The organism is Pseudomonas sp. Root562, assembly GCF_001427125.1.
Taxonomy (GTDB): Bacteria; Pseudomonadota; Gammaproteobacteria; order Pseudomonadales; family Pseudomonadaceae; genus Aquipseudomonas.
The window spans coordinates 1-24,921 of sequence record NZ_LMGK01000020.1 but is presented as its reverse complement, the minus strand read 5'-3'; the positions used below and the strand labels follow the sequence as shown (position 1 = coordinate 24,921).

At 60.9% G+C, this 24,921-nt stretch carries 29 protein-coding genes; 22 read left to right on the top strand and 7 right to left on the bottom strand.

Going from position 1 to position 24,921, the window contains the following annotated elements; all coding sequences use genetic code 11:
- The first annotated feature begins 1 nt into the window (after nt 1).
- From ASD60_RS13855 to ASD60_RS13775, 17 genes are all read left to right on the top strand, one after another.
- A complete protein-coding gene (locus ASD60_RS13855; RefSeq protein ID WP_056854547.1) occupies nt 2-658 on the top strand; it encodes an SCO family protein in 657 nt (218 codons plus the stop codon).
- Nucleotides 655-1,281 (top strand): SCO family protein, encoded by a 627-nt coding sequence (locus ASD60_RS13850; protein ID WP_056854546.1) that lies wholly within the window; start codon nt 655-657, stop codon nt 1,279-1,281. Before ASD60_RS13855 ends, ASD60_RS13850 begins: the two co-directional genes overlap by 4 nt.
- Nucleotides 1,282-1,290: 9 nt before the next feature.
- Nucleotides 1,291-2,841 (top strand): cytochrome c/ABC transporter substrate-binding protein, encoded by a 1,551-nt coding sequence (locus ASD60_RS13845; RefSeq protein ID WP_056854545.1) that lies wholly within the window; start codon nt 1,291-1,293, stop codon nt 2,839-2,841.
- Nucleotides 2,842-2,854: 13 nt separating this feature from the next.
- The gene (locus ASD60_RS13840; RefSeq protein WP_056854544.1) at nt 2,855-3,808 is read left to right on the top strand and encodes a peptidylprolyl isomerase; all 954 of its coding nucleotides are present in this window, start codon (nt 2,855-2,857) and stop codon (nt 3,806-3,808) included.
- Nucleotides 3,809-4,029: 221 nt separating this feature from the next.
- A complete protein-coding gene (locus tag ASD60_RS28355) occupies nt 4,030-4,563 on the top strand; it encodes a response regulator (RefSeq protein ID WP_082557590.1) in 534 nt (177 codons plus the stop codon).
- 84 nt (nt 4,564-4,647) lie between these two features.
- A complete protein-coding gene (locus tag ASD60_RS13830; protein WP_056854542.1) occupies nt 4,648-6,354 on the top strand; it encodes a GspE/PulE family protein in 1,707 nt (568 codons plus the stop codon).
- Nucleotides 6,335-7,138 carry a hypothetical protein gene (locus ASD60_RS13825; protein WP_056854541.1) on the top strand — a complete coding sequence of 268 codons (804 nt, stop codon included), beginning with the start codon at nt 6,335-6,337 and terminating at the stop codon, nt 7,136-7,138. Before ASD60_RS13830 ends, ASD60_RS13825 begins: the two co-directional genes overlap by 20 nt.
- Nucleotide 7,139: 1 nt before the next feature.
- Nucleotides 7,140-7,685 (top strand): PilN domain-containing protein, encoded by a 546-nt coding sequence (locus tag ASD60_RS13820; RefSeq protein WP_056854540.1) that lies wholly within the window; start codon nt 7,140-7,142, stop codon nt 7,683-7,685.
- A complete protein-coding gene (locus ASD60_RS13815; RefSeq protein WP_056854539.1) occupies nt 7,672-8,220 on the top strand; it encodes a GspMb/PilO family protein in 549 nt (182 codons plus the stop codon). Before ASD60_RS13820 ends, ASD60_RS13815 begins: the two co-directional genes overlap by 14 nt.
- Nucleotides 8,220-8,729: a hypothetical protein gene (locus ASD60_RS13810; protein WP_056854538.1), complete on the top strand. Its 510-nt coding sequence runs from the start codon at nt 8,220-8,222 to the stop codon at nt 8,727-8,729. The genes ASD60_RS13815 and ASD60_RS13810 overlap by 1 nt, the downstream gene beginning before the upstream one ends.
- On the top strand, nt 8,726-10,558 hold the full coding sequence (locus ASD60_RS13805) for a type II secretion system protein GspD (RefSeq protein WP_056854537.1): 1,833 nt from the start codon (nt 8,726-8,728) through the stop codon (nt 10,556-10,558). Before ASD60_RS13810 ends, ASD60_RS13805 begins: the two co-directional genes overlap by 4 nt.
- A 2-nt stretch (nt 10,559-10,560) precedes the next feature.
- A complete protein-coding gene (locus ASD60_RS13800; protein ID WP_056854536.1) occupies nt 10,561-11,034 on the top strand; it encodes a type II secretion system protein in 474 nt (157 codons plus the stop codon).
- Between the two features lie 4 nt (nt 11,035-11,038).
- Entirely contained in the window at nt 11,039-11,413 is a 375-nt protein-coding gene (locus ASD60_RS13795) for a type II secretion system protein (RefSeq protein ID WP_056854535.1), read from the top strand.
- On the top strand, nt 11,388-11,927 hold the full coding sequence (locus ASD60_RS13790) for a type II secretion system protein (protein WP_056854534.1): 540 nt from the start codon (nt 11,388-11,390) through the stop codon (nt 11,925-11,927). The genes ASD60_RS13795 and ASD60_RS13790 overlap by 26 nt, the downstream gene beginning before the upstream one ends.
- A complete protein-coding gene (csgE, locus tag ASD60_RS13785) occupies nt 11,924-12,313 on the top strand; it encodes a curli production assembly/transport protein CsgE (protein ID WP_056854533.1) in 390 nt (129 codons plus the stop codon). Before ASD60_RS13790 ends, csgE begins: the two co-directional genes overlap by 4 nt.
- 2 nt (nt 12,314-12,315) lie before the next feature.
- Entirely contained in the window at nt 12,316-12,729 is a 414-nt protein-coding gene (locus ASD60_RS13780) for a curli assembly protein CsgF (protein ID WP_442966003.1), read from the top strand.
- A 31-nt stretch (nt 12,730-12,760) separates the two neighbouring features.
- On the top strand, nt 12,761-13,633 hold the full coding sequence (locus tag ASD60_RS13775) for a CsgG/HfaB family protein (protein ID WP_056854531.1): 873 nt from the start codon (nt 12,761-12,763) through the stop codon (nt 13,631-13,633).
- A gap of 250 nt (nt 13,634-13,883) precedes the next feature.
- Here ASD60_RS13775 and ftrA read toward each other — a convergent pair whose 3' ends face one another.
- Entirely contained in the window at nt 13,884-14,858 is a 975-nt protein-coding gene (gene ftrA / locus ASD60_RS13770; RefSeq protein ID WP_056854530.1) for a transcriptional regulator FtrA, read from the bottom strand.
- 99 nt (nt 14,859-14,957) lie between these two features.
- Here ftrA and ASD60_RS13765 point away from each other — a divergent pair, with 99 nt between their 5' ends.
- From ASD60_RS13765 to ASD60_RS13750, 4 genes are all read left to right on the top strand, one after another.
- Complete coding sequence (locus ASD60_RS13765; RefSeq protein WP_056854529.1) at nt 14,958-15,392, top strand: rhodanese-like domain-containing protein; 435 nt, start codon at nt 14,958-14,960, stop codon at nt 15,390-15,392.
- A gap of 195 nt (nt 15,393-15,587) precedes the next feature.
- Nucleotides 15,588-16,367: an ABC transporter substrate-binding protein gene (locus tag ASD60_RS13760; protein WP_056854528.1), complete on the top strand. Its 780-nt coding sequence runs from the start codon at nt 15,588-15,590 to the stop codon at nt 16,365-16,367.
- A 135-nt stretch (nt 16,368-16,502) separates the two neighbouring features.
- Nucleotides 16,503-17,615 carry a succinylglutamate desuccinylase/aspartoacylase family protein gene (locus ASD60_RS13755; protein ID WP_056854527.1) on the top strand — a complete coding sequence of 371 codons (1,113 nt, stop codon included), beginning with the start codon at nt 16,503-16,505 and terminating at the stop codon, nt 17,613-17,615.
- A gap of 94 nt (nt 17,616-17,709) precedes the next feature.
- Nucleotides 17,710-18,426 carry an alpha/beta hydrolase gene (locus ASD60_RS13750; protein WP_056854526.1) on the top strand — a complete coding sequence of 239 codons (717 nt, stop codon included), beginning with the start codon at nt 17,710-17,712 and terminating at the stop codon, nt 18,424-18,426.
- A 3-nt stretch (nt 18,427-18,429) separates the two neighbouring features.
- Here ASD60_RS13750 and ASD60_RS13745 read toward each other — a convergent pair whose 3' ends face one another.
- The 5 genes from ASD60_RS13745 to ASD60_RS13725 all read right to left on the bottom strand — a co-directional run bounded on the left by ASD60_RS13745 (nt 18,430) and on the right by ASD60_RS13725 (nt 22,730).
- Nucleotides 18,430-19,002: a hypothetical protein gene (locus ASD60_RS13745; RefSeq protein WP_056854525.1), complete on the bottom strand. Its 573-nt coding sequence runs from the start codon at nt 19,000-19,002 to the stop codon at nt 18,430-18,432.
- A gap of 109 nt (nt 19,003-19,111) precedes the next feature.
- A complete protein-coding gene (locus ASD60_RS13740) occupies nt 19,112-19,900 on the bottom strand; it encodes a hypothetical protein (RefSeq protein ID WP_056854524.1) in 789 nt (262 codons plus the stop codon).
- A 236-nt stretch (nt 19,901-20,136) separates the two neighbouring features.
- Nucleotides 20,137-21,318, bottom strand: coding sequence for an acetyl-CoA C-acetyltransferase (locus ASD60_RS13735; RefSeq protein ID WP_056854523.1), 1,182 nt, complete (start codon nt 21,316-21,318; stop codon nt 20,137-20,139).
- A gap of 11 nt (nt 21,319-21,329) precedes the next feature.
- Nucleotides 21,330-21,995 (bottom strand): CoA transferase subunit B, encoded by a 666-nt coding sequence (locus ASD60_RS13730; protein ID WP_008153883.1) that lies wholly within the window; start codon nt 21,993-21,995, stop codon nt 21,330-21,332.
- Nucleotides 21,996-22,031: 36 nt separating this feature from the next.
- Nucleotides 22,032-22,730: a CoA transferase subunit A gene (locus tag ASD60_RS13725; RefSeq protein WP_056854522.1), complete on the bottom strand. Its 699-nt coding sequence runs from the start codon at nt 22,728-22,730 to the stop codon at nt 22,032-22,034.
- A 226-nt stretch (nt 22,731-22,956) separates the two neighbouring features.
- Here ASD60_RS13725 and ASD60_RS13720 point away from each other — a divergent pair, with 226 nt between their 5' ends.
- On the top strand, nt 22,957-23,841 hold the full coding sequence (locus ASD60_RS13720; RefSeq protein WP_056854521.1) for a LysR family transcriptional regulator: 885 nt from the start codon (nt 22,957-22,959) through the stop codon (nt 23,839-23,841).
- Between the two features lie 82 nt (nt 23,842-23,923).
- On the opposite strand, the gene ASD60_RS13715 is transcribed toward ASD60_RS13720, so the two are convergent.
- A complete protein-coding gene (locus tag ASD60_RS13715) occupies nt 23,924-24,784 on the bottom strand; it encodes an NAD-dependent protein deacetylase (protein ID WP_056854520.1) in 861 nt (286 codons plus the stop codon).
- Nucleotides 24,785-24,921: the final 137 nt, after the last annotated feature.

The following is a 24,921-nucleotide window of genomic DNA, read 5'->3' as shown; positions in this document are numbered from 1 at the left end:
CATGAACCGATTAGCTCAACATGGATTGCTGACACTCTGCCTGATGGCCGTCGGTATTGGTCAGGCCCTGGCGCACTCGGCCGATGAACACGCCGGTCACGACATGGCGGCCAAAAGCGCCAGCTCGGAACGCGCCCAGGTCAAGTTCGCCGACGTGGCGCTGGTGGACCAGAACGGCAAGACCGTGCGCCTGGAAAAAGACCTGGTCGACAACAAGATCGTGGTCATGAGTTTCATCTACACCAGCTGCACCACAGTTTGCCCGGTGGTGTCCTCGATCATGGGCAAGGTGCAGAAACAGCTCGGGGCGCGGGTCGGCACCGAGGTGCAACTGGTATCGATCAGCATCGACCCGCAACGCGACGATGCCAAACGCCTGAACGACTACGCCCGTACGTTCCAGAAGGGCCCCGGCTGGAGTTGGCTGACCGGCTCACCGCAATCAGTCAACGACACGCTCAAGGGCCTGGGCTCGTTCAGCGGCGACTTCAAGAATCACCAACCCTTGATCCTTGTGGGTGACGGCAACAGTCGCCACTGGACCCGCTATTACGGCTTCACCGATCCGGCAGTGTTGAGCCGTGAAGTCGAGAAACTCAGCGGCGAGCGCAACGCTCATGCCAAACATACCGCCATCGCCATGGAGCACCAGCCATGAGAGCGTTCGTCTTGATGGTCCTGACCGCCTGCTTTTGCATGAGCAGTATCCCGGCGTTTTCCCATGAGGGGCATGAGCAACCGGAACCGGCAAGCGCGACAGCCGCGGCGCCGCCGGCGAGTGGCACGAGGGACGCAAAAACCTGGTTCACCGACACGCCGTTGCAGGACCAGAACGGCAACACACTGCGGTTTTACAGCGACGCCCTGCAAAACCGCGTGGTGCTGCTCAACGTGATTTTCACCAGTTGCAACGATGCCTGCCCGTTGATCACCCAAAAGCTCAAGGAAGTACGCGAAGTGCTGGGCGACAAGGCGGACGGCATTACCTTCATCTCCCTTACCAGTGATCCGCTGCGCGATACACCGGCGGTACTCAAGGCTTACACCTTGAAGCAGGGCGTCGATGGGCCCCACTGGCTTTTTCTTACCGGCGACAAAGCGCAAATGGACCTCGTTCTGGGACGCATCGGCCAGGTCATACCGAGCCCCGAGCAGCACTCCACCCAATTGATCGTCGGCGATGTGGCCAACAAACGCTGGAGTAAAATCCGTCCTGATGCCCCGGCCGCCGCCATTGCCCAGCGTTTGCAGTTGCTGACAATGCCCGTGGCTGGCCGTTGAGCCTGCGCCATGAAAAACGCCCTCATCCTCGGCCTGTTCATCCTCAGTGGCCTCAGTTGCGCCGCCCACGCGTTGCCGCTGACCCCGAGTGAAAGTGCGGGCAAGCGCTTGTACCGCGAGGGTGTGTCGGCGAGCGGTGAGCCGATCATGGCCAGGGTCGGCGCTTCCGGCGTGTTGTTGCCGGCCAGCAGCCTGCCGTGCGCCAATTGCCACGGCAGCGATGGACTGGGGCGACCTGAAGGCGGAGTACGGCCGCCGGACCTCAGCTGGTCGCGGCTGACCAGTACTTATGGCCAGCAGCAGATCAACGGCCGCGCTTACCCGGCGTATACCGAAGGGACATTGACCCGGGCGATCCAGGAAGGGCGAGACCCGGGCAATAATCGGCTGGACCCGGCGATGCCGCGGTTCGTGCTGTCGATGAATGACCAACGCAACCTCACGGCGTACCTCAAGCGCCTGGCCGATGATCGTGATCCGGGACTGAGCCCGGACAGTCTGCATCTTGGCACCTTGCTGCCCAGCACCGGAGCCTTGAGCGAGGAGGGTGCCACAGTGGCGGCGGTGCTGCGCGGCAGTGTCGCGCGGATCAACGAAGCCGGCGGGATCCACGGCCGACAGTTACGCCTGACCATTCTCGATCCAGGACCGGACCGTGCCAGTGCCGAGCAGGCGCTGGACCAATTGATCGAGCAGGAACAGGTCTTCGCCCTGATTGCACCGCTGGTGCCAGCGCTGGACAGTGAGCTGGTGCCGCGCCTGGAACAGGCCGGTGTGCCGCTGATAGGACCCCTGTCTTTGCAAGGCTCGGCCCAGATCAGCCGGCAGATCTTCGAGCCTCTTCCGGGGCTGCGTGAACAGATGATCGCCCTGGCCAACTATGCCGCCGCCAGTTTGCGGGTGCTGCAAGGCCCGACGCTGATCGCCTATCCGGACGAACCCGGTCAGCGTCTGGCAGCGGAAAAACTCGCGCAATACCTGCAAGACAACGCCTGGCAGAAAGTGCGCCTGCAACCCTACGAATCGGCCCAGGACGAGTTGCCCCTGGGCTCACGTTCGGTGTTTTACCTGGGCAGCAGCGGCGGTTTCAGTCGGCTGGCCGAGCGCCTGCAAACAGCGGGGCAGGTGCCTTACCTGTTCGCCGCGTCGAACCAGGTCGCGGGTGACTTGTTGCAAGTGCCCAGCGGTTTTTCCCGGCGGGTATTCCTGGCCTATCCATTCGTGCCCAGCGACTGGACGATTGCCGGCCGTTTGGCTCTGACCCAGTTGCGCGAACGGCAGAAGCTCGGCGGTGAACACGCGGTCATGCAAGTCGGCGCCTTCAGCTCGATGCTGTTGCTCAGCGAAGGCATGAAGCAGGCCGGGCGCGATGCCAGCCGCGAGAAACTGGTCAGCGCCCTGGAAGGCTTGCATGACTTCGATACCGGCCTGACCCCGCTGATCAGCTTTGGACCGGGTCGCCGCCTGGGCCTGAGCGGCGCCCATATCGTCACCGTGGATCTGCCCGACCAGCGCTTTTATCTGGTTGCACCGTACAAACCCATAGCCGCCATGCCCTGACCGGAGGCCGAACATGAAACTCAAGACTTTGTTGGTCCTGTTGACGTTATGGGTTCCCGCTGCGTTTTGCAGCAATGGTCCGGCCGTGGCACGGGTCAATGGCGAGGAAATTTCCCAGTTGCGCCTGGAGCGTTATTTCGCCGAATACCTGGAAGATCAGGGCCGTGCGCTGGGCAGCATCCGCAATCCCAAGGCCTACAAGCAATTGCGCAAGGCCGCCCTGGATGCCTTGATCGACAAGGAACTGCTCTGGCAGGAAGCCGTCAAGCGCGGCGTAGTGATCAGCGACGCCGCGGTGCAACATCAGGTCGACCAGACGCGTCAGGCCTTCGGCGGTGCCGAGGTGTTCGCCCGACGCCTGGAGGACGCCGGTTTCAATGAGGCGACCTACGTCGAATACACCCGCCGCGAGCTGGCGGCCCAGCAGATGTTTGCTGATCTGACCAAAGTCAGCGAACCGGACGAGAAGGAGGTGCAAGCGTTTTTTGCCGAGCATCGCGCCGAAATGAACCGACCTGAACAAGTGCAGGCCAGGCATATCCTGATCAAAGTGCCTCAGGGTGCGGATGCTTCCACTGTTTCATCTGCGAGACTACGCTTGGAGGCAATGCGTACGCGTATCGCTCAGGGTGAAGATTTCGCCAGCGTCGCCCGGACCGGTTCGCAAGACGCTTCGGCCAGCGATGGCGGTGATCTGGGCTACTTTGCACGCGGTCGCATGCTGCCGGAGTTCGACGCGGCAGCGTTTGCCCTGGCGCCGGGCGCCGTCAGCGAGCCGGTGCGAACGGCGGTGGGATGGCATCTGATTTATGTACAGAACCGAATGGAGGCAGCCGATGTCACACAAGAGCAAGGACTTGACATGGTTCGGGCTTACCTTGCCCGACAGAAACAGGTTCAGGCTCGTCTGCAGGTGCTGGCACAGCTGCGTTCCAGCAATCGAATCGAACGGATTGACGACGATTGAGCATTCCCCAACAGTGGGGAAAAGCATCAATGCACCTGCGTTCGCTTTTCCCCGCTTTTGGGGGGTGGGGTATGTGGACGAACAGGCATTGCTTTTAAATTCAAGGACATGAATACATAAAATTACCGGCGCTCAGCCTGGCATGAAGTGTGCGTTAGACCTATCAAGGCGCGCACTCCATCAGGCTCGGTATTCGGACCTGCGGTTTCAAGGAGTCCACCTTGTTAAACAAAGTACTGGTTGTTGACGACGAACAACTTCTTGCTGAAAACCTCCAGGGTTACCTGCAGGCGCAGGCGTTGGACGTCCGGATTGCTCACGACGGTGCACATGGAATCGCTGAAGCTGACGATTTTGCACCCGATGTGATGGTGTTCGATTACCGCTTGCCCGATATGGAAGGCTTTCAGGTGCTCGATGCCGTCCGCCATAACAGGAAGTGTCATTTTGTGCTGATCACAGGGCACCCCACCGCAGAAGTTTGCGAACGGGCCCGGCAACTGGGAGTCAGCCACATCCTGTTCAAACCCTTTCCGTTGGCGGAATTGGCCCGGGCAGTGCTGGATCTTCTAGGCAGGGGGCGAGAACCCAGAGCAGGTACGAGCGCTTCCGAAGGATTCGTCGAACGACGCCAGAGCAGGACCGAAAGTTTCCCGCTGCAGTTGTACGACGGTAGTTGGGTGCTAGCTGATCGCCGACGAAGTTCCTCGGCCGCCACAGCGCCAGACGACGAACAATTGCTCACCGGGGAGTAGTGGCGCGACAAGACGTTCCGGCCCCCGCCGAAAATGCTCGCCGCGCCGACAGGGCTCAAAGCCCCGGGCGTTGGAGAGCAAGCCATGGACCGTCTATCACTTGTCGTCGATGCTGCGCCGCTGGACTGTGTACCGACCCGGTTTACCAGTGAGCAATTGGCCCAGGCGCGTGTTCTGGCTGCCGCTTCCGGCGAACGCATGCTCGATGCCCTTGGGCAACTGTCCGAACTGGCCCCGATGCCTTTCATCCAATGCCTCGGCGCCACCTTGCATTATCCGGTGCTCGACACCGACAGCCTGTTTCAATCCAAGCCGGTGTTCGACCGGGTCACCCTGGCTCAATGCCTCAAGCGCGAATTCACCCTGCTGCATTACGACGACGCAGTCATCGGCGTGTTTGCCGACCCGTTCGACAGCGCGCGCCTGGCCTGGATCGACGACTGCCTGCATGGCGCGGCTCTGTACCTGGTGCATGCCGATGACCTGAAAGCCTACCTGGCGCGCCACGAGGAGAGTTTCCACGCGGTGGAATCGCTCAACGCCCAGAGCGACACCGGCGCCGAAATCGATAACCTGCAAAGCCTGTCCCTGACCAGCATCAGCGAAGACTCCAGTGTGGTGGTCAAGCTGGTCAACTCAACCCTGTACGACGCGCTGAAAATGCACGCCAGCGATATCCACCTGGGCACCACCGGCAGCGGTCTGGTGATCAAGTACCGCATCGACGGCGTGTTGAACAACATCAGCAAAATCCAGGGCAATGAGTTTGCCGAACAGGTGATCTCCCGGGTCAAGGTCATGGCCGAGCTGGACATCGGTGAAAAACGCGTGCCCCAGGACGGTCGCTTCAAGATTGGCATCAGTGGCCGGCAGATCGACTTTCGGGTGTCGATCATGCCCAGCATTTTCGGTGAAGATGCCGTGCTGCGGGTGCTCGACAAACAGGATCTGGCCGACAAAGTCTGCGGCGTGCAGCTGCAAGCCCTGGGCTTCGAAGAAGAGACCCTGCGCCAACTGCGCCGCCTCGCCGCCGAGCCCTACGGCATGGTGCTGGTCACCGGCCCCACCGGCAGCGGCAAGACCACCACGCTGTACGCGATGATCACCGAGATCAACCACGGCGTGGACAAGATCATCACCATCGAAGACCCGGTCGAGTACCAACTGCCGGGCGTGCTGCAAATTCCGGTCAACGAAAAGAAAGGCCTGACCTTCGCCCGCGGCCTGCGCTCGATCCTGCGTCACGACCCGGACAAGATCATGGTCGGTGAAATCCGCGACCCGGATACCGCGCAGATCGCCGTGCAATCGGCACTCACCGGGCACCTGGTGTTCACCACCATTCACGCCAACAACGTATTCGACGTGATCGGTCGTTTCACCCAAATGGAAATCGATCCCTACAGCCTCGTCAGTGCCCTCAATGCGGTATTGGCCCAGCGCTTGATTCGCCTGGTCTGCACCAGTTGCAGCAGCGCGTATGTGCCGAGCGAAGAAGAGCTGGAGACCTCGGGTCTCGATCCACAGCAGGTCGCTCACTACCAGTTCGTCCACGGCAAGGGTTGCGGTCACTGCCGCGGTACCGGTTACCGCGGGCGTAGTGCAATTGCCGAACTGCTGCACCTGGACGACGAACTGCGGCAGATGATCGTCGAGCGCCAACCCATTGCGAAAATCAAGGCGCATGCCTGCAAACGTGGCTTGCGCCTGTTGCGCGAGTCAGCCCTGGAACTGGTGCAACAAGGCCGAACCACGCTCGAGGAGATCAATCGTGTCACTTTTATCTCGTGAGCGTTATGTCGCCGTGCTCGGCGCCAGTGGTGTCGGTCTCGGCCAGCGGCGGGGCAATGAAACCCTGTGGCTTGGCAGCGTCGGCTTTATCGATGAAGGTTTCCTTGCCTGGGCCGTGGCCCTGGAAACCCTCGACCGTCTGCTGGGTGAACACACCCGTGCCGGTGCGGAGTTGGCCGTGGTGGTTTCCGGGCACTTCAGCCGTTTTTGCCTGGTGCCCTGGAGCGAGCAGATCAGCAGCCCCGATGAGCTGCGCGGATTTGCCCAGCTGTGTTTCGAAGACCTCTATGGCGCGCCGAGCCAGCCCTGGAGCCTGGTACTCTCGGCGGAACCGGCCGGCTACGACCGCATCGCAACCGCGCTGCCACAAGACTTGCTGGAGCGCCTGCGGACGCTGGCCAGTGGCCGCGGCCTGCGTCTGCGCTCGGTACAGCCATACCTGATGGCGGCGTTCAACCGCTTCGATAAGAGCTTCGATGCCGGCGACTTCCTGTTCGTCGTCGCCGAGCCGGTGCGCAGCGTGATGCTGCTGGCCCGCGAAGGTCGCTGGACGGCGGTGCGTTCGGTGGGCAGCAGCGACAGCGATGCGGCACTGACCGCGCTGATCGGCCGCGAAAGCCAATTGCAGGCCTGCGCCAGCGAACGGCCACTGAATGTCTACCTGCACGCACCGGCTCGCATCGACTCGCATCCCGACGTGCCCGGTGTGCACTTGCGCACCCTTGAAGAGGACCGGACTGCCGTACGCGATTGCCTGTACGTCATGTCCCGGGCGGTGGCCTGACATGCGCCCGCTGATGCTCGACTTTCAACCGCGCCGCCGTTCGAGCCCTCTGGGCTGGAGCCTGCTGGCCGGGGGCGTGGTGCTGGCGCTGAGCTGCATACTGATTCAGCAACACCTGAGCGGGGAGGCCGAGCAACAGCAGGGTCATCTGCAAACCGCACAACGTGTGCTCACCGGCGACACCGGCGGCAAGGTCAGCCTGACCCCGGCCGAAACCCGCGAACAGGCGCAAAACCTGGCTGAGATGCGCAAGGTTTCGCAGCAATTGCGCCGCCCATGGGAACGCCTGTTCGCCACGCTCGAATCGATGCCCCGCGACAACATCGCCTTGCTGACCCTGACCCCGGACGCCCGCAAAGGCCAGGTCAGGATCAGCGCCGAGGCGCGGGACCTGGACGCGATGCTCGACTTCCACCGCCGCCTCGAAGCCAGCGACGAGCTGTCCGATGTGTCGCTGCTCAGCCACGAAATCGTCGCCAACGTGCCGGAGCACCCGGTGCAATTCAACCTGTCGGCTACCTGGGAGATTGGCGATGCAAATCCCTAGATTGATCGTCCACGAATACCTGCAAAGCCTGGGCGCGCCGGGCCTGGCGGGACTTGGCTTGCTGGTGGTGGCACTGACCTGGGGCCTGGCCGGTTTGCTGCCGGACTGGCAGTCACTGCAGCACCTGAGCCAGCAGACCCGGGAAGCCAGTGAATATCTGGCCAAGGTCGAGGAGGGCAGCGTGGCCGCGCCGGTGGTGCCGCAGCGTCAGCTCGATGATTTCCGCAGCAAGTTGCCCTCCCAGCCGCAGGCTACCGTCGCCATCGACAAGATCTACGCGTTGGCCACCGTGGAACGCATCACCCTGGCCCGTGGCGAATACTCGCTGGGCATCGATCCGAAAACCCACCTGGCGCGCTATCAGATTCTGCTGCCGGTGCGTGGCAGCTACCCGCAATTGCGGCGCTTCCTGCACGCCTTGCTGGGGCAGTTGCCGGCGGTGGTCATCGAAGACGTGGAGTTCCAGCGCAAGAAGATCGCCGACACCGACCTCACTGGTCGGATCCGCATGACCCTTTACCTGTCGAGGTCATGATGAACAACAAGCGCGTGGTGGGTTGGGTGGCCTTTCTCGGTGTCGCCGCGGCACTGACCTGGTTGCCCGAGTTTTTCAAGCAGGCTGACGACAGTGACGTGGAAGTCGCCGCTGTTGCCACACCTGCCAAAGGCAAGGCGTCGTCTACGGCAAAAGCCTCCGCCGCGCCTGCGCCGATCAAGGACCTGAGCCCGGCCGGCGACCTGTTTGCCGCCCGCAGCTGGAAGGCTGCTCCATCACTGGCCAGTGTCACCGAAAAACCCGTCACCGTTGCTCCGGTCGTGCAGGCCCCCACTGCACCGCCGATGCCTTTCCAGTTCATTGGCCGGATGGATGATCGCACTGACCTGCAAGTGTTTTTGCAGAACGGCGAAAAAATCTACGTCGTGCGCAAGGGGGATGTGATCGACGACACATGGAAGATCGAGGGGATTTCCGATCTGGAACTGAGCCTGGTCTATTTGCCTCTGCATTTGTCCCAGACTTTGTCTGTGGGGAGCGCGCAATGAACAAATCCCGTTTGCTGATGAGCCTTTGCCTCTGTGCAGGGCTGGCCGCGTGCAGTTCGGCGCAGGTTGCCAAGGAGGAAGCCACTGACCTGATCGAACAGGGGCAGTACGAAGCCGGCCTGGCACGGATCGAGGAAGGGTTGCGCGAAAACCCTCGCGACACCGAACTGCACATTGCGCTCAACAGTGCCCGAGCCCGCGCGATCACCGCGTTGTTGACCCAGGCCGACATGGACCGTACGCAACGTGATTTCGCTTCGGCACGCATGGGTTACGGCCGAGTGTTGACCATCGAGCCGAACAACCGTCGCGCCCAGGACGCCCTGCGTCAGCTCGAACACATGCGCAGCCTCGATGAAAAGCTCGAACTGGCCCGCGGCGACCTGCGCCGGGGCGACGTGTACGGGTCCGAGCGCCAGGTGCGGCAGATCCTCGAACTGGACCCGAACAATGAAGGCGCGCTGGAGCTGCAAGGCAATATCCGCCTGGTGCAGAGCCGCAACGTGATTCCTTATCCGCAACTGCGTACTCGCCTCGACAAACCGGTGACCCTGGAATTTCGCGACGCCAACCTGAAGACCATTTTCGAAGTGCTGTCCCAGGTGGCCGGTTTGAATTTCATCTTCGACAAAGACCTGCGCCCGGACATGAAAGCGACGATTTTCGTGCGCGACGTGCGTATCGAAGATGCGGTGGAACTGCTGCTGCAACAGAACCAGCTGCATCAGAAAGTGGTGAACGAAAACACCCTGCTGATCTACCCCGACTCACCGCAGAAGCTCAAGGATTACCAAGAGCTGGTGATGCGCACCTTCTACCTGACCAGCATCGATGCCAACACCGCGCTGAACATGATCAAGACCATGCTCAAGACCCGCGACGTGTTCGTCGATGAGCGCCTCAACACCCTGACCATGCGCGACAGCGGCGACGCGATTCGCATGGCTGAGAAACTCCTGCAATCCCAGGATCAGTCGAACCCCGAAGTGGTGCTGGAAGTGGAAGTGATGGAAGTCGCCACCCAGCGCATCCTCGACCTTGGCCTTCAATGGCCGAACACCTTCGGCGTGGTCAACAGCGATGGCTCGGCGGTGACCATTCTCGATCAACTCAAGGGCATCAACTCCAGCCGCATCACGATCTCGCCGTCGCCACAGGCCAAGATCAATGCCCAGGACAAGGACATCAACACCCTGGCCAGCCCGGTCATCCGGGTGAGTAACCGCGAGCAGGCGCGCATCCACATTGGTCAACGCGTACCAATCATCAGCGCCACGTCGGTGCCGTCGACCCAAGGACCGGTGATCACCGAAAGCGTGACTTACCTCGATGTCGGTTTGAAACTGGAAGTGCAGCCGACCGTGCACCTGAACAACGAAGTGGCGATCAAGGTCGCCCTGGAAGTCAGTAACGCCACACCTCTGGAGCCGACCCGCCAAGGCACGATTCCGGTGCAGGTCGATACCCGTAACGCGCAGACCACGCTGCGCCTGCATGACGGCGAAACCCAGATCCTTGCTGGCCTGATGCGCAACGACCATGGCAGCACCGGCAACAAGATCCCGGGCCTGGGTGACATTCCTGGCCTGGGCCGGCTGTTCGGCAGCAACAAGGATGACGTCAGTAAATCTGAACTGGTGCTGTCGATCACCCCGCGGATCGTGCGCAACCTGCCGTACCAGAGCCCGTCGGACATGGAATTCCCTACCGGCACTGAAACCAGCATGCACATCCAGGCGCCGGATCGTTCGAAGGTCGGAGTCGAAGAGGTTCGCACCCAAGGCATGAGCGCACCGATCGCCACCACCGTTACCGTCGGGAAGCCTTGATCATGAACGCCTCGCAACGCGGTTTTACCCTGATCGAAGTCGTGGTGACGCTGTCCCTGATCGGCCTGCTGGCCGGCATGGCCGCACCGCTGACCGAGACCGTGGTGCGCCGGGGCAAAGAGCAGGAACTGCGTACCGCCCTGTACCAGATCCGCGACGCCATCGATGCCTACAAGCGTGCATTCGATGCCGGCTACATCGAGAAATCGCTGAACAGCAACGGCTACCCGCCGAACCTGCAAGTGCTGGTTGAAGGCGTGCGGGATGTGCGCAGCGCCAAAGGGGCCAAGTTCTATTTCCTGCGGCGCGTGCCCCACGACCCTCTGGCGCCGGTCAAGCGTGACGACGAAGGCGGCTGGGGCTTGCGCTCCTACGACAGCACCGCTGAAAACCCGCGGGACGGGCAGGACGTCTTTGACGTCTACTCCAAGGCCCGCGGCAAAGGCCTCAACGGCATCGCGTACCGGGAGTGGTGAACATATGCGCCGGCAAAAGGGCTTTACCCTACTGGAACTGATGGTGGTCATGGCAATCATCGCGACGCTGATGACCATCGCCTTGCCGCGCTATTTCAACAGCCTGGAGGCCTCGAAAGAGACCACTTTGCGCCAGAGCCTGTCGGCCATGCGCGAGGCGCTGGATCACTACTACGGCGACACCGGGCGTTATCCGGATTCCATCGAACAACTGGTCGAGCAGCGTTATCTGCGCAACTCGCCGATGGACCCGATTGTCGAGCGCAAAGACGCCTGGGTCATGGTTGCCCCCCCGGACGGCGTGGCCGGCGGGGTTGCCGATATCAAAAGTGGTGCCACAGGGAGGGCGCGTGATGGCAGCCTTTATTCCGAGTGGTAAGCCTGCGGCAGAGGACGGTTTCACCTACCTGGGGGTGCTGTTTCTGATCATGGTGATGGGCATGGGCCTGGCCAGTGCCGGCGAGTTGTGGTCCACCGCTTCGCGGCGTGATCGCGAGCGCCAGTTGCTGTGGGTCGGCACCCAGTACGCCCAGGCGCTGCGCAGCTATTACCGCAGTTCGCCTGGCCTGGCACAGTACCCGAAGGAACTCGCCGACCTGCTGCAGGACGAGCGTTTTCCCAATGCCAAACACCACATCCGCCAGCTGTACCCGGACCCGATCGGCGGCGGCGAATGGTTCCTGATGCGCGGTTTCGACGGACGCATCACTGGCATCAGCAGCCCGTCCACGGACAAACCGCTCAAACAGGCGGACTTTCCCAGTCAATGGTCGGATTTCAACGGCATGGCCAGTTACAAGGACTGGCAATTCGTGGCCGAGAAATCCTTCCTCGATGGCACATCCGGCCCGGCCAAGGGCCAGTCGCAACAGCCACAGGCGTTGCAGCCATGAACAGACTCTGCCTGGCCTTGATCCTGGTGTTGAGCACCTCTGCCGCCTCGGCTGGCGAAGAGGACGAAATGCTCGGTTTCATCATCGACGACACGATCTCGCACATCGGCCACGACTTTTACTATTCGTTCAGTGAACGCCTGCGCGCCACCAGCCCGATGGATTTCAACCTGGTGGTTCGCGAACGACCTTCGGCTCGCTGGGGCAGCCTGGTGACCGTGGAATTTCAACAGCGTTTGGTTTATCGGCGTTTCCTGCCGCCGAACACCGTCGAGCTCAAGGACGAGGCCTATGCCGCCGCCGACTGGGTACGCGGGCAGATTGTCCAGCGCAAGCTGGAAACCTTGTTGCAGGACACCACGGACCTTGAGAGGGACGAACTATGAAAATGAAAACGTTCTTGCAGCGCAGTGGCTTGTGCTTGCTCGGCCTCGGCGGTTGCGGCCTGGTCCAGGCCACGGAGTTGGTCTACACACCGATCAATCCATCGTTTGGCGGCAACCCGCTGAACGGCACCTGGCTGCTCAACAACGCCCAGGCGCAAAACGATTATGACGACCCTGACTTGAAGGACCGCGCTGCCCTGACCGGCACCTCGGCCCTGGAACGCTTCAGCAGCCAGTTGCAATCGCGGTTGCTGGGGCAATTGCTGGACAACATCTCCACTGGCAATACGGGGAGCCTGTCCACAGACGCTTTTATCGTCAACGTCCTCGACGACTCGGGGCAACTGACGATTGAAGTAACGGATCGAGCGACCGGTGAAGTGTCGGAAATCAAGGTTAATGGCCTCGCCCCTTGACGGGCATTTGGGCTGACGGGGAGCAACGGACATGAAAAAGTTGATTTTGCTAGGGATGCTGTTGGCAGCACTTCAAGGCTGCAGCCTGCGCGAGCCGATTGGCGCTGAGCAGGACACCGAAACGCCGACCCTGACACCCCGGGCGTCGACCTATTACGATTTGATCAACATGCCGCGACCCAAAGGCCGGTTGATGGCGGTTGTGTATGGTTTCCGTGACCAGACCGGACAATACAAACCGACCCCGGCCAGCTCGTTCTCCACCAGCGTCACCCAGGGGGCGGCGAGCATGTTGATGGACGCCATGCAGGCCAGCGGCTGGTTCGTGGTGCTGGAACGAGAAGGGCTGCAGAACCTGTTGACCGAGCGCAAGATCATCCGCGCATCGCAGAAAAAACCGAACACGCCGGTAAACATCCAGGCTGAACTGCCACCGCTGCAAGCGGCGAACATGATGCTTGAAGGCGGGATCATCGCCTACGACACCAACGTGAAGAGCGGCGGGGAAGGGGCACGCTACCTGGGCATCGATATTTCCCGGGAGTATCGGGTCGACCAGGTCACGGTGAATCTGCGGGCGGTGGACGTACGCAGCGGGCAGGTGCTGGCCAATGTGATGACCAGCAAGACGATCTACTCCGTTGGGCGCAGCGCCGGCGTGTTCAAGTTCATCGAGTTCAAGAAACTGCTCGAGGCCGAGGTCGGTTACACCACCAACGAACCGGCACAGTTGTGTGTGCTGTCGGCGATTGAAGCGGCGGTGGGGCATTTGCTGGCACAGGGGATCGAACGCAAGATGTGGCAGGTGGCGGGGGACAACTCCGCACCGCCGCAAAATGAGACGCTTGAGCGCTATCTGACCCAGAACAAGGTGACGCCTGAAGGTGAGGGTTCGGACGAGTAAATCGAGGCGGCCTTCGGGCTGTTGGGTTGGTGTTCTCCTGAGGGAGCTGGCTTGCCAGCGATGGCGTCCTTGAGATCGCCATCGCGAGCAAGCTTTGCTCCTACAGAGGATCTTCATTGGTCGAAAATCTCGATCACACCGGGACCCCTGTGGGAGCTGGCTTGCCAGCGATGGCGGCCTGTCAACCAACGGGAACCATTCGGGTGTACAAAAAACTGTTCTCTGGAGATCCCCTAAATGGCAGGCCACCTCACAAAATGGCTTTGATCTCCCGGCCAAACCGCTCCCGATACACCGACGGTGGCACCCCGACCACGCTGCGAAACGCCACCCGAAAGCTTTCCACCGAACGATAACCACAGCGCAGTGCAATCTGCTCGGTGTTGTGGTCGGTACTCTCCAGCAACTCCCGCGCACGGCCCAGACGTTCATGTTGCAGCCAGGTTTTCGGCGATTGGCCGCTGGCCTCGGTGAAGCGCCGCAGGAATGTGCGTTCACTCATGGCTGCTTCGCTGGCCAGGTCGCGGACCTCCAGCGGTTCATGCAAACGCTCGCGTGCCCACTGCATGACGCGGGAAAGATCGCTGCGCGGGGTGGGGCTGACCGGTGTCGGAATGAATTGCGCCTGGCCACCGGTGCGTTGCGGAGACATCACCAAGCGTCGGGCCACCGCGTTGGCCACCTGCGTACCGAAATCCCGCGCCACCAGATGCAGGCAAGCATCGATGCCGGCCGCGCTGCCGGCAGAGGTGATCAACTGGCCCGAGTCGACGTACAACACGTCCGGGTCCACCAGGATATTTGGAAAACGTTCCGCCAGTTCGCGGGTGTAACGCCAGTGCGTGGTGGCGCTTCGGCCGTCGAGCAGGCCGGTGGCCGCCAGTACGAATACGCCTGAACAGATCGACAGCAAGCGAGCGCCCCGGGCGTGGGCCTGGCGCAGGGCGGTGAGCAGTGCATCGGGCACGGTTGCGTTGCGGTCACGCCAGCCCGGAATGATGATGGTCCGTGCCTGCTCCAGCAGTTCCAGGCCGCCATCGGCCAGTACTTGTATGCCCCCCATGGCGCGCATGGGGCCTTGATCGACGGCGGCGATCTGGTGGCTGTACCAAGGAAAATCGAATTCCGGGCGCGCGAGGCCGAATATCTCCACGGCGATACCAAACTCGAATGTGCAGAGACCATCGTAGGCCAGGATCGCGACCAATCCAGGGGTGGGCTGCATTTGGCGGAAAGTTCCCGGTGAGTGTCTTGTGCGCCACTTTAGCCGCAAGTGGCCGGCAGATAAAGTCTGCTCACACCCACGACACTCAGGAGCAAACCCATGACCAGCCTGGTCCGCGCAATACCCGCCGCCCCTTCGGCCATTGCCTTCATGCATTTCAGTAACCGCCTGACCTTTGAAACCGATTGCTCTGACGTTCACGGCAGCCAAGCGGCTGGCGAGGTGGATTTTGTGTTGGTCGACGTGAGGGGGCCGCTGGCGTTCGAACGGGGCCACTTGCCTGGGGCGATCAATATTCCGGGGCGACTCCTCAACGCCGAGCACCTTGCGGCCTATCCGAAAACCAGCCTGTTCGTGGTCTATTGCGCAGGCCCGCACTGCAACGGCGCGAACAAGGCAGCAGTGAAGCTGGCGGCGCTGGGCTATCCGGTCAAGGAGATGATTGGCGGCGTGACCGGATGGCTGGATGAAGGGTTTGCGTTGAGTGTTGCGACGTCGCAACCAGTGAACCATGTGCTCGGTTGCGAGTGTTGATCCCATCCAGGAGATCGCAAACCGCGTCAGCGCTTGCAACGCAAAGCTGGCGCGGTCTTTTTCTGTATTTATTTGTCGCTTCAAAATAACTGAAGTGGCGGAAGCCGCCATAGACTGCCGGCCACTTCGGTATTTGTCAGTTACAAACTGCGACCGAACGCTGCCAATAAAAGCCTCCGCACACAGGAGTTATAAATGAAGAAGCTAGTGATGTTCGGTGCCCTGGCACTGTCGATGTTGTCCCTGACCGCCGTGGCTGCAGATGCCAAGCCGATCCGCATCGGTATCGAAGCCGGTTACCCGCCATTCTCGATGAAAACCCCTGACGGCAAGCTCACTGGCTTTGACGTGGACATCGGCGACGCGCTGTGCGAGCAGATGAAAGTGAAGTGCACCTGGGTCGAGCAAGAGTTCGACGGCCTGATCCCGGCGCTGAAGGTCAAGAAAATCGACGCAATCCTGTCGTCCATGACCATCACTGACGATCGCAAGAAGAACGTCGATTTCACCATCAAGTACTACCACACCCCGGCGCGCTTCGTGATGAAGGCAGGCACCGACATCAAGGACCCGCTGACCGAACTCAAAGGCAAGAAAGTTGGTGTACTGCGCGCCAGTACCCACGACCGCTTCGCCACCGAAGTGCTGGTGCCGGCCGGCATTGAACTGGTGCGTTACGGCTCCCAGCAGGAAGCCAACCTGGACATGGTTTCCGGTCGCGTTGATGCACTGCTGGCCGACTCGGTCAACCTGGACGACGGTTTCCTGAAGACCGACGCCGGTAAAGGTTTCGCTTTCGTAGGCCCGACCTATGAAGACGCCAAGTACTTCGGCGGCGGCGCCGGTATCGCTGTGCGCAAGGGTGATAAGGAACTGGCCGACAAATTCAACACCGCCATCGCTGAAATTCGCGCCAATGGCAAGTACAAGCAAGTGCAGGACAAGTACTTCGATTTTGACGTTTATGGCCATTAATACGCTGTAGAAAAAAGTGGCCCCGTTGACGCGCGGGCCACTTTTTTTATGCTTTCTTTCCATCGAAACGAGAAACCTGTGGGGGCGGGCTTGCTCCCACAGTGATCTGGTTGTTTCTGACAGCGGAGTTCTCCCATGCAACGCATCGATCACCCACTGCCCTGGAGCCATCTCGGTACCGAGCGCACCCTCAGTGTGTTTCGTTATGGCACGGGTACGCGCAAGGTCTACATCCAGGCCAGCCTGCACGCAGACGAATTGCCGGGCATGCGCACGGCCTGGGAACTGAAAAAGCGCCTGGCCGATCTTGAAAGCCAGGGGCAACTGCAAGGCGTGATCGAACTGGTGCCGGTGGCCAACCCCATCGGTCTCGACCAGCACCTGCAAGGCAGTCACATGGGCCGCTTCGAACTGGGCAGCGGCAAGAATTTCAACCGTTCCTTCGTTGAACTCAGCGCCCCCGTGGCGCAGTTGATCGGCGACCGTCTGGGCAGTGATGCCCAAGCGAACATCACGCTGATCCGCCAGACCATGGGTCAGGTAATCGATGGCTTGCCGGCGCCGGCGTCACAGCTGCAAGCCATGCATCGTTTGTTGCTGCGCCATGCCTGCGACGCGGACATCACCCTCGATCTGCACTGCGATTTCGAGGCGGCGATTCATCTGTATGCGCTGCCGCAACACTGGCCGCAATGGCGATCCCTGGCCGCGCGTTTGAAGGCGGGCGTGGCGTTGCTGTGCGAAGACTCCGGCGGCAGTTCGTTCGACGAGTCCTGTTCTTCGCCGTGGTTACGCCTGGCCCGGGCATTCCCCGAGGCGGCGATTCCACCGGCCAATATGGCGACCACCCTGGAGCTGGGCAGCATGGGCGACACCCGGATTGAGCAGGCACAAGCCAATTGTGAAGCGATTCTGGGCTTTCTCGCCGAACAGGGTTTTATCAAGGGACAATGGCCGCAAGCGCCGAGCGAATGCTGCGAGGGCATGCCGTTCGAGGGCACACAGTACCTGTTCGCACCGCACCACGGCGTGGTGAGTTTCCTGCGCGAAGCCGGGGAGTGGGTCGAGAAGGGCGATGCGCTTTTTGAAGTGGTCGACCCGTTGAGCGACAAACTCACAACGGTGTGCGCCGGTACCAGCGGCGTGTTGTTTGCGATCGATCGTGGACGTTATACGCAGCCGGGCACGTGGCAGGCGAAGGTGGCGGGGCGAGAGGCCATTCGGGCGGGCAAGTTGATCAACGATTAAAGCGAATGTCATCGCCAGCCACACCCGGGATGCCTCGGTCTGCTTCACAGTGTTAGGCTCTTCCCCGAATCCTGCGCACTGTGAAGGAAGGCTTATGTTGAAGATTCTCGCTCTGCTCACGCTGCTGGCGTCCGCCGCTGTCCACGCTCAAACCCCGTTGCAAACCGATCTGCCGCTCAAATACCTGGAACAGTCCACCGTCGATTCCCGCGATCAACCGCTGGTGATTTTTCTCCACGGTTACGGCAGTAACGAGCACGATCTGTTCGACATCAAGGATCAATTGCCCACGCAATACACCTACCTGTCGGTGCGGGCGCCGATGGTGATGCAGGAAGGCAGTTACCAGTGGTTTCGCAAGAAAGGCGAAGGTGCCTACAACGGCGAGACCGATGATCTGAAGTCCAGCGGCCAGTTGCTGCTGGATTTCGTCGCACAGGCGACGAAGAAATATCAAACAGATCCGGACAAGGTGTTCCTGGTGGGATTCAGCCAGGGCGCGATCATGTCCTATGAGGTTGCCCTGCGCCATCCCGACGCGGTGGGTGGGATTGCCGCGTTGAGTGGGCGAATTCTGCCGGTGTTGCGGTCGGAATTGATACCGGATGAAAAACGCCAGTCGCTGGCGATTTTCATCGGTCATGGCACGGCCGACAAGCGTCTGCCCTACAGCGACGGCACCGAAGCCAACAGCTTGTTGCAGAGCATTTCACTCGAACCGGAGTTTCACGCCTACCAAGGGGTTGGTCACACCATCAGCGCCGAAGAGATCGCGGATTTGAGCGCCTGGTTGCAGCGCCTCAACCCCTGAGGTTTATTTGCCGCTGACGATTTGCTTGATCAGCGTCTCGTGGGCGGCCATGTCGCCAGGGCGGGAAATGACCTGGACCACGGTCATGCGCCCGCCGGATGCAGCCATCAGTGTGGTGTTGAGGGTTTGGCCGCCGCCCTGGGTGGCGGTGCTGTCGACCTGACGAAGGCCCAGGCCGGTACTCTTCAGGGTCAGGCTTTTCTCACTGAGCTTGTTGTAATCCGGCAACGCCTTGCGCTGTGCCGAGTCGAAATCGGCGGCCGTGCCATCCAGAAATTCGCCGTCGTTGTCCTTGACCTTGACGCCTTCCGGCAGGTTGTTTTCTGCGGCGATCACTACCGTCTTGGTGGCTTCGTTGGCGTACATGGTGCCGCTCGCACCGGTAGGGCTGGCCGGTAGCGGATTGGCGACGAAACCCTTGGGCAAGGTGAACGTGAACTTGCCGCCGAGCATCGAGACCTTTTGCACCTGTGCCGCTTCCTTGGCAGGTGCCTTGGCAGCCTGTGCACTCAAAGCCCCCAGGCTGGCAGCTGCTGCCAGCAACAGGACAACGGCTTTTTTACTCAACAGTGACATTCGCAAATCTCCAGGGATGGTCGCGCGGTGGGGGGCGATCATCCCATGGAGGTTGCCAGGTATTCCAGTGCGGGGTAACAGACGGTCGCAGGCCAGGTACCTGGAACTTCTAATCGTTCGAAAGGGTTGACGGTGTCGCGCTGGGCGGCGTTTTGACCAGCAGGCGTCTGGTGACGCCGAGCATGGCCACCGATACGGCAACACCGACGACGAAGCCCATCAGGCCCATGGTGGGCAAGGTCAGCGTCACGACCAGGCAAAACGCCGAAAACGAATACATACCGGTGGCCGTCGCCTGCAGCAACACCGCAGTAAATGCCGGGCCGCGGGTTTGTTGGGAGAACACCGCCATGACACTGCCGAGTACGGGGAACACGGCGAGCAGTCCGCTCCAGCGATCACCGACCGTACTGGCCAGCCACGTAACGGCCAAGGTGAGCAAGGCACCGGCAACCATGCGCAACAGCAGTTTGTCGGACTTCGGTGCCGGGCCCGTCAGGATGGGCTGCACCGATGGAAACAGGTAAGGCGCAACCAAAAGAGCGGTCGCGGCGGCGAGCACCGATAACAACAGCGACGGCGGAATCAGCGAAAGCACCACGGCGATCACCGCCCACACCATCAATGAAACCGTCAATGCCAGCGGCCACCCCGTCCGTTGACAGACCTGCGCATAGGTCACGCAAAAGGCGATCATGGCGAACATGGCCGACAAGGCTGCCATGGCCGACTGAGCGGCAAACGCTTCGCCTTGTTCAAGGGCGAGGAAAAACAGGATCGGCCCAACCACCACCGGCAACCCGGACAACCAACCCGCCACGCTTGGCCCCCAGCGTTTACCGGCCAGGGATATCAGCAGCAGGAAACCAGGGATCACCAGCAGTTTGAGCATCAACACGCGCACATCTCCGACCTGTGTGAGACAGCAACGGTAACATCGCACTGGGCGGATTGCTCTATAGATGTTTGGTTTTTGTATACAAAACACAGGCCAGCCAGAGCGTTTTGTCTACATGTCCACGGGTTATCGGCAAAAAAACGGGATAAAAAAACCCGGTGCGACGTGAATCGCACCGGGTGTGTTGCCAGGCTGCGACGGATCTTCGTGGGTCCCCGTGCAGTCTGATGAACGCTTTAAGCTCGCTCGAGCGCCAAGGCCACGCCCTGACCACCACCGATGCACAGGGTGGCGAGGCCTTTCTTGGCGTCACGCTTGAGCATTTCGTGCAACAGGGTCACCAACACCCGGCAACCCGAGGCACCGATAGGGTGGCCGAGGGCAATGGCGCCTCCGTTGACGTTGACCTTGTTCAAGTCCCATTCCAGGTCCTTGGCCACGGCCAGCGATTGCGCGGCGAAGGCTTCGTTGGCTTCGATCAGGTCCAGTTGCTCGATGGACCATCCGGCCTTGTCCAGGCAACGGCGAGTGGCCGACACCGGGCCGATGCCCATGATCGCCGGGTCGACACCTGCGTTGGCGTAAGCAGCGATTTTCGCCAGTACCGGCAGGCCCAATGCCTTGGCTTTGGCCGCGCTCATCAGGATCACGGCCGCAGCGCCATCGTTGAGCGACGAAGCATTGCCGGCGGTCACCGAACCGTCCTTCTTGAAGGCCGCCTTGAGTTTGCCCAGGGATTCGGCGGTGGTGCCGGCCCGTGGCTGCTCGTCGGTGGCGAAGGACAGTGGATCACCCTTGCGCTGCGGAATCAGGATCGGCGTGATTTCATCGACGAAGCGCCCGGCTTCGATGGCGGCCACGGCTTTCTGTTGCGAGGCAGCGGCGAACGCGTCCTGCTGCTCACGGCTCAGGCTGTACTTCTCGGCCAGGTTCTCGGCAGTGATGCCCATGTGGTAATCGTTGAACGCATCCCACAGGCCGTCGCTGATCATGGTGTCGACGATTTGTGCGTGACCCATGCGCAGGCCGGTGCGCGCACCGGGCATCACGTAGTTGGCCAGGCTCATGTTTTCCTGGCCGCCGGCGATGATCACGTCGGCGTCGCCGCAGCGAATCGCCTGGGCGCCCAGGTGCAGGGCTTTAAGACCCGAGCCGCAGACCTTGTTCAGGGTCATGGCCGGTACGGCGAAGGGCAGGCCGGCCTTGATCGAGGCTTGGCGCGCAGGGTTCTGGCCGGCGCCGGCGGTCAATACCTGGCCCATGATCACTTCATCGACTTGCGCAGGGTCCAGGCCGGTTTGTGCCAGCAACTGACGGATCACCGCAGCGCCCAGGTCGACCGCGGACACATTGGCCAGCGAACCCTGGAAACTGCCGATCGCGGTACGCGTGGCGGCAACAATGACGACTTCTTGCATGGAATGATTCCTCACTGGGCAGCGAACTGCATTTCCGGTACGTGATCCGGGACGATCAGTTTACCAGCGGTTTTGGCGACGATTTCCTCGACGCTGACGCCAGGTGCGCGTTCCTTGAGGACAAATGCGCCATTTTCGATTTCCAGATAGGCGAGGTCGGTCAACACGCGCTTGATGCAACCGGCACCGGTCAGCGGCAGGCTGCATTTGGACAACAGCTTGGACTCACCGTCCTTGGACGCATGGGTCATGATGACGATGATGTTGTCTGCGCCAGCCACCAGGTCCATGGCGCCGCCCATGCCCTTGACCAGTTTGCCCGGGATCATCCACGAGGCAATGTTGCCTTCGACGTCTACTTCGAAGGCGCCGAGTACGGTCAGGTCGACATGACCACCGCGGATCATCGCGAACGATTCGGCCGAGGAAAAGATCGAAGCGCCGATACGCGCGGTCACGGTTTGCTTGCCGGCATTGATCATGTCGGCATCGATGGTTTCTTCAGTGGGGAAAGGCCCCATGCCCAGCAGCCCGTTTTCCGACTGCAGCATGACTTCCATGCCTTCGGGAATGTAGTTGGCGACCAGGGTCGGAATGCCGATGCCCAGGTTCACATAGAAGCCGTCCTGCATTTCGCGGGCGACGCGTTGAGCCATTTGTTCGCGGGAAAGTGCCATTGTCGTTATTCCTTCATTCGGTCCGGGGGCTGGGGATCACTTACGCACGGTGCGCTGTTCGATGCGCTTCTCGAACGTGCCGCAGATGATCCGGTCGACGTAGATGCCAGGGGTGTGGATCTGTGCCGGGTCCAGCTCGCCGGGTTCGACGATTTCTTCGACTTCGACCACGGTGATCTTGCCGGCGGTAGCGGCCAGCGGGTTGAAGTTCTGGGCGGTGTGACGATAGATCACGTTACCGAAATGGTCGGCTTTCCAGCCTTTGACGATGGCGAAGTCACCGGTGATGGACTCTTCCATCAGGTACTTGCGGCCATGGAATTCGCGCACTTCCTTGCCTTCGGCGACCGGGGTGCCGACGCCGGTGGCGGTGAAGAATGCCGGGATGCCAGCGCCACCTGCACGCATTTTCTCGGCGAGGGTGCCTTGCGGAGTCAGGATGACTTCGATTTCGCCTTTGAGCAGTTGTTCTTCGAACAGCTTGTTTTCGCCGACGTAGGACGCCACCACCTTGCTGATCTGGCGGTCGGTCAACAGCACGCCAAGGCCGAAACCATCGACGCCGCAATTGTTGGAGACCACGGTGAGGTTGCGTGTGCCCTTGCGCTTGATCTCGGCGATCAGGTTTTCAGGGATCCCGCACAGGCCAAAGCCGCCGGCGATCACGGTCATGCCGTCTTCAAGACCTGCCAACGCTTCCTCGTAGGAACTCACACGCTTGTCGAAACCTGCCATATGCACCTCTTTTATTCTTTGTGGGCGGCTGGCTAGCCGAATGGGAAGAGTGTCTCGCTGAAGTATTCATTTGTTAAGTTGATTTTTGCGGTTGATTGATAGATAAAACTCACCAATCAATCCTGTAGGCGCAGGGCTTGCCGGTGATAGCGAACTCCAGGAGGCCATCGCGCGCAATCCAAGCGCCTACAAAAGCACTTGCGCTCATCACTGGAGCACTCAGCCTATGACAGTCAAGCAGATCCGCGCTTTCCTGGCGGTAGCCCAGAGCCTCAGTTTCGCCGTGGCCTGTGAACGCCTGCACCTGTCGCAGTCGGCACTGAGCCTGACCATCAAGGCCTTGGAGGAAGGCCTGGGTGGCCGCCTGTTTACGCGCAACACGCGTAATGTCGCGCTGACTGCCGAGGGCGAATCGCTGGTGCCGCTGGCACGCCGCCTGATTGCCGATTGGGACAATGCCGAAGATGAATTGCGCCAGCGATTCACCCTTCAGCGCGGTCGCGTGACCCTGGCAGCCATGCCGTCGTTTGCCGGCAATCTGTTGCCACCGATCCTCAAGACATTCCGCGCCCGTTATCCGAAAGTCAACGTCACGGTCAACGACGTGATCAACGAGCAAGTGCTGGAAATGGTCCGCGACCGCCAGGTGGAACTGGGGGTCGCGTTCGAGCCGCCGCAGAATTCGTCGCTGCAATTCACCCCGTTATACATCGACCGCTTTGTCGCGGTGGTACCCCGTGATTCACCGTTGGTCGAGTTGGACGAAATCGATTGGCAAACGTTGCTCAAGGAACCGTTCATCACCTTGCAACGACCATCGACTGTGCGGGTGATGCTTGAAGAACACTTGCAGGCGCGGGGCATGAAGCTGCCGGTGGAATTTGAGAGCCATCAACTGGCAACGGTCGGGCGGATGGTTGCCAGCGGCTTGGGCGTCAGCGCGGTGCCGGCGTTGTGTGCAGGGCAGATGCGCGAGCTGGGTGCGCATTGCATTACCTTGCGCGATCCGGTGGTGGAACGGGCGCTTGGCGTGCTGACGTTGCCCGGCGGCGAGTTGTCGGCGGCGGCGCAGGCGTTGTTTGATGTGCTCAAGGCACAGGATTATGTGTAGGAGCAAAGCTTGCTCGCGATAGCGTCGTCCCGGTCGATATCGAAGGCGCATGTGCAGGCGCTATCGCGAGCAAGCTTTGCTCCTACAGAGGGGCGGGGTGTTTCGGGGAAAGGCGTTGGGCCAGAAGGGGTAGAAGCTGTTCGCATGAAGCTTCTATTTTCAAGTCGAGGATGTCATCCGCCCGAGTCTTGCCCAGGTTGATCGCAATCAGCGGCTTGCCTTGATCCGCCACCGCCCGGCACAAGCGAAACGCCGAGTACGCCATCAACGACGAGCCGATCACCAGCAATCCCGCTGCCTTTTCCACCGCGGCCATGGCCTTGGCTGCCGTGGCCTGGGCGACATTCTCACCGAAAAACACCACGTCGGGTTTCATCCGCTCACCCTGGCAATGCGGGCAGTGCGGCACCTGAAAACGTGCTTCGAACGCCGGGTCGAGCAGGGTATCGCCGTCCGGAGCCTGAACCGCGTCAACACCGGCGAGATACGGGTTCTGGGTTTCCATCAGATTCTGGATCGAATCCCGTTCGCTGCGCATTCCACAGTCCAGGCACAACACCCGGTGCAGGCTGCCATGCAGTTCGATGACGTCGTGGCTGCCGGCCTGGTCGTGCAAGGTATCGACATTCTGCGTGATCAAGCCGCTGATCCGCTGTGTGCTCTGCAAGCGGGCGAGTGTCTCGTGGGCCACATTCGGCTGCGCCTGACGCACCCGCGGCCAGCCGAGCATCGCCCGTGCCCAATAGCGCCGACGGGACTCGGGGGCGGAGAGAAACTCCTGATACATCATCGGCTGGCGGCCACGCCGCACACCCTGGTTGTCGCGATAGTCCGGAATGCCTGAGGGGGTGCTGATGCCGGCACCCGTCAGGACGGCGAACGGCTGATCGGCCATCAGTTGCTGGAGACGGTCAAGTTGTTCGCGGGTCAGGCTGTCGAGCATGTCGGGAGAACCTGTAGATACTCTGTTCACGGTCAAGCTTTCGCGAGATGTTTTTCGCTAAAAAGCTTGGCCGTATTAAATTCTTCTCCGGAACGCATGCACGCCCAAAATTCTTCTCCGGAACGCATGCACGCCCA